The organism is Actinokineospora sp. (assembly GCF_050699995.1).
GTDB lineage: Bacteria > Actinomycetota > Actinomycetes > Mycobacteriales > Pseudonocardiaceae > Actinokineospora.
Genome location: NZ_JBOHGC010000232.1, coordinates 1 through 4235, shown reverse-complemented (window position 1 = coordinate 4235; position 4235 = coordinate 1). Strand labels below are relative to the sequence as shown.

The window sequence follows — 4235 nt, the reverse complement described above, 5'->3', positions numbered from 1 at the left end:
CCCGAGGACCCGGCGCTGCCCGCGGGCGCCCGCGCCGCTCGACCTGGTCGACACCCGGCGCGTGCTGCCGGTGCTCGACGGGCTCGACGAGCTGCCCCAGGACCGCTGGGCCGCCGCGCGGCGCGCACTCGCCGTCGCGTTGGGCGCGCCCGACCGGCGGTTCGTCCTGGCGTGCGCTGCCGGATCCTACACCCGGATCATCCCCGACGAGGTGATCCAGCTCGGCGACACGCGCGTCGTGCGGCTCAAGCCCGTCCGGCACACCGGAGCGAAGAAGTACCTGCAGCCGAGCACCTCGGCGCGCCGCTGGGATCCGGTGGTCGCCGCGCTGCGGGCCGGGCCGCCGAACCCCGTCGCCGAGGCGCTGTCCACGCCGCTGATGCTCTACCTGGCGCGGGTGGCGTATGAGGACCCGGCGACCCGTCCCGAAGACCTGTGCGCGTTCCCGACGACCGAAACGATCCAGGCGCACCTGCTCGAGCGGTACGTGCCCGCGCTCTATCGGGCGCCGCTGCGATCCGGGGCTGTGGGCGGCGAGCCGGACAAGGGATACCGCGTGGAGCAGGCACAGCGGTGGCTCTCCGCCCTCGCACGGCTCCTCGACCGCACCGAGAGCCAGGAGCTGCGCCTGTGGCGCCTGTCCGCTGGTGGCGACGCGGAACCTGCCTGTCTCGCGTCGTCATTCTCGTGGCGCATGGCCAGTCGGAGCCTGGTGGCGATGCCACTGTTCAGCGTCGTCGTTCTTGCCTCGCTGGGCGGCATCGGGATCGTCATCCTGTACGTGCTCGGCGCGTACCTCGAGCTGATGGGCGAGTTCCTGCCACCCGGGAGCACCGATGTGGCGAAGTGGCGGGCGGCGATCGACCCGGAGTCCGACACGGCGGCGGTTTTGCTGAGCCCACAAAGTCTTCTCCTCGCGGGCGCGGTCATCGTGCTGGGCACGGTGTGGGGGATGCTGGAGGACGATCCCTCGGTGGCCATGGCCGCACCGAGCGCCCGCGAGGCGCTGGTCGCCGACCGCAGGCTCGCCGTCGTGCGCGCATCGATCGCCGCCGCGTTGGCCATGCCGGCCGTCTGGGTGCTGGGCACCCACGTCTGGTGGTGGTTCACCAAGACCTGGGACCCAGGCTGGTCGCGGCCGAAGCGGTCTCGATGGAGTGAGTCGTCGCCTGGCGGAGCGCGGACAGCTTCACCGTCAGCCTGGGTGCGGGTCTCATCGCGTTGCTCACGGCCACGGCGATCAGCTTGATCGTGGTGGGCGACTCAGCGTGGATCGCATATCGTGCGGGCGCGGCCCGCCTGGCCCTGACCGGACAGGCGCCGTGGCGGTTGCTCGACTTCCTGGACGACGCCCACCGCCGCGGGGTGCTGCGCCGGTCCGGGACCGTCTACGAGTTCCGCCACCGCTCAGTCCGGCGGTACCTCGCCCACCCCGCGCAGGCCGCGCTCACCGACGCCGAAGTCATCCAGGCGGCCCTTGGACCGGACACGTCCGAGCGCCCGGCTCGTCGCTTCCGCGCCGCCGAGCGTGACCTGAGGGCCGCGGTGATGCATGTTCCCCAGGCCAGGACACCCTCGGCGTGCCCGCCCGACGGGTGTCGAACGCGGGTGGCCTGCAGGTGCTCACCCGGCCCGCTGGCCAACGGTGACCGCGCGGTAGCGCTGCTCAACACCACCACCACGACCGCGACCATCGCCACCACCTTGACCGCGGTCGGCCTGCCCGCCGCGTCGGCGACGGTCACCGACCTGTGGTCGGGCGCGGTCACCACCACCACGACCGCGATCAGCGCGTCCGTTCCGGCGCACGGGACCGCGATGTTCCGCGTGCACTCATCGGGCACGGTCGCCGCGGGCGCGACCGAGATCGTCGGCCGCGCCAGTGGGCTGTGCCTGGACGTGCGCGGCGGCGCCGCGACCGACGGCGCCCCGCTGATCATCTGGGACTGCCACGGCGGGGCCAACCAGCAGTTCGCCCACAACGGCGCCCTGTCGACCGTCGGCGGGGCCAAGTGCCTGCGCCCGAGGGCGACCACGAACGGCTCCGCCGTCGAGACCGGCCCCTGCGACGGCTCCCCGGCGCAGCGGTTCACCCGCACCCCGACCGGGACGCTCCGGCACGACGCCTCCGGCCGCTGTCTCGACGTGTTCAACGCCCAGACCACAAAGGACAGTCCGGTGATCCTGTGGGACTGCCACTCGGGCTCCAACCAGCAGTGGTGGCGGCAGTGAGCGCGCACCCCCGCGGGACGACGGGGATCGATGCGCTCGACTGTTCGACGGTGGAGGTCCGGAATGGCGAGGACGTGGGTGGCGCCTGCCTCAGGGATCCTGATCGCGGCGGCGCCGGCGACCGGGCCCCCGGCGCCGCCCGGACGGCGGGTGATCGGGCCCATACGCCGCCCCTTGGTTGAGCTGGAAGGCGGACCACGTGCACGCCAAGGGGTTGGAGCTGGGCATCTGCGCCACCCCCGGGACGGGCGCCGTGGGCAGGACGTGGGGTGATCGACCATCACAACCGTGCACCGACCGCCCGCCCCCAGCCCCGCCGACCGCGGGTCTCGCGCGATCTCGGTCGCGCGCTCCAACAGGACGCGTCGATTGTCCGGCCAGGTGTGACACAACAGTTCGAGCACGCCGGAGTCCTCGGCGGCGGCAGGCTACACCTGAGCGTGGGCACGGTGAAAGACGAAGCCAGCACGATCCTTGCCAGGCTCGGCGTCGGGAACCGTGTCCGGGCAGCACTTCTGGCGCAGCGTGGCCGGCTTTCGCGCCGATGACGAAGAGTCAACAGCGCCATCGTGGCGAACGGCTCCCCCACACCAGCCGCAATTCCGGCCACATGGCTGGAAACTCCGGCGAAAAACGGCTGACCCGCAGGCCTATGTGGACGCCCCTGCAGCGCATTCCTCGGCGGGCCGCGCCTGGACCCTCGATCTGTTCTGAAACAAGGAAGCTATACCCGAACGGGATATCCACCGAACGCCTTTCGGCACTGCGCTCACCGGCATAGTCCAATAGCGTTCGCGGTGGATCACTCGTGAAAGGAACAACTCCAGCATGATGCGTTCGACGGCCATCACCCTCACTGTCCTCATAGGACTTGCGGGGTGCACGACGCCGGAGTCGGCGCCCGCGCCGAGCCAGTCCCAGCAGTCCGACGGCCTCGACGATGTGGCACGCCAGCAGCTCAAGTGGGCCGAGTGCGAGAACGCCGACCTCAAGGACGGCGGCGTCGAGTGCACGACCGTCGAGGTCCCGATGGACTACCGCGACCCCGCGGGCAAGAAGATCACCATCGCGATCGCCCGCAAACAGGCGGGCGACAAGGCCCGCAGGCGCGGCGTGCTGTTCACCAACCCGGGCGGTCCCGGCGCGGAGGGGCTGAGCCTGACCCTGGCGCTGGAGGGTCAGCCCGCAGCCGCGGTGTACGACACGATCGGCATGGATCCGCGCGGTGTGGGGAAGTCCACGCAGCTGTTCTGCGACCCCCACGAGTCGGGTCCGGCCGTCAGCAGGCCGACCGAGGCGGACTTCCCCAAGTACACCGAGGCCGCCAAGGCCGCGGAAGCCGCGTGCGTCAGCGGCGGCGGTGACCTGCGCAAGCACATCACCAGCATGAACACCGCCCGCGACATGGACCTGATCCGCCGGGTGCTGGGCGAGGAGAAGATCAGCTTCCTGGGCTTCTCCTACGGCACGTTCCTCGGCCCGCTGTACGGCGAGATGTTCGCCGATCACCTCGACCGCATCGTCCTCGACTCCACTCAGGACCCGAACCAGTCCTGGCGCGACCAGGAGAAGGACGACGTGGCAGCCCACCACGCGAACGTGCAGGCGTGGAAGCAGTGGGTGGCCGATCGCGACAGGTCCTTCCACCTCGACGCCTCCCCCGCCGACGTGCAGGGCGTGCTGGACCGGTTCGCCGCCACGCTCAAGGACAGGCAACTCGGCGACCTCGACGACGTGACCTCGTTCGACCTGGCGGTCGGCACGGCCGCGCGGTACCGCTCGGCGTGGGCGGCGTTCGCCTGGGCGCTGGGCGACCTGCTGCCCGCCATCGACGGCGGCGACGTGAACACCGACGCGGCGGGTCAACTCGCCAAGCTGGCCCACCCCGACGAGGGCCACTCGCTGCGCCAGGACGAGAAGCCCAACGGCACGTACCAGGCCATCCTGTGCGACTGGTCGTGGCCGACGAACCCGGAGGACTACTACGCCGACATGCGCAAGGC

2 protein-coding genes and 1 pseudogene are annotated in these 4235 nt (G+C 71.2%); all 3 read left to right on the top strand.

Annotated features, from left to right (window positions below; genetic code table 11):
• Positions 1-1249 (top strand): annotated as a pseudogene (locus ACRDSQ_RS12555) (hypothetical protein); the annotation flags it as partial.
• A gap of 5 nt (positions 1250-1254) precedes the next feature.
• Positions 1255-2232 (top strand): ricin-type beta-trefoil lectin domain protein, encoded by a 978-nt coding sequence (locus ACRDSQ_RS12550; protein WP_431421120.1) that lies wholly within the window; start codon positions 1255-1257, stop codon positions 2230-2232.
• Between the two features lie 828 nt (positions 2233-3060).
• Positions 3061-4235 (top strand): alpha/beta fold hydrolase (locus ACRDSQ_RS12545; RefSeq protein ID WP_431421119.1); only part of this gene is annotated, 1175 nt, incomplete at its 3' end.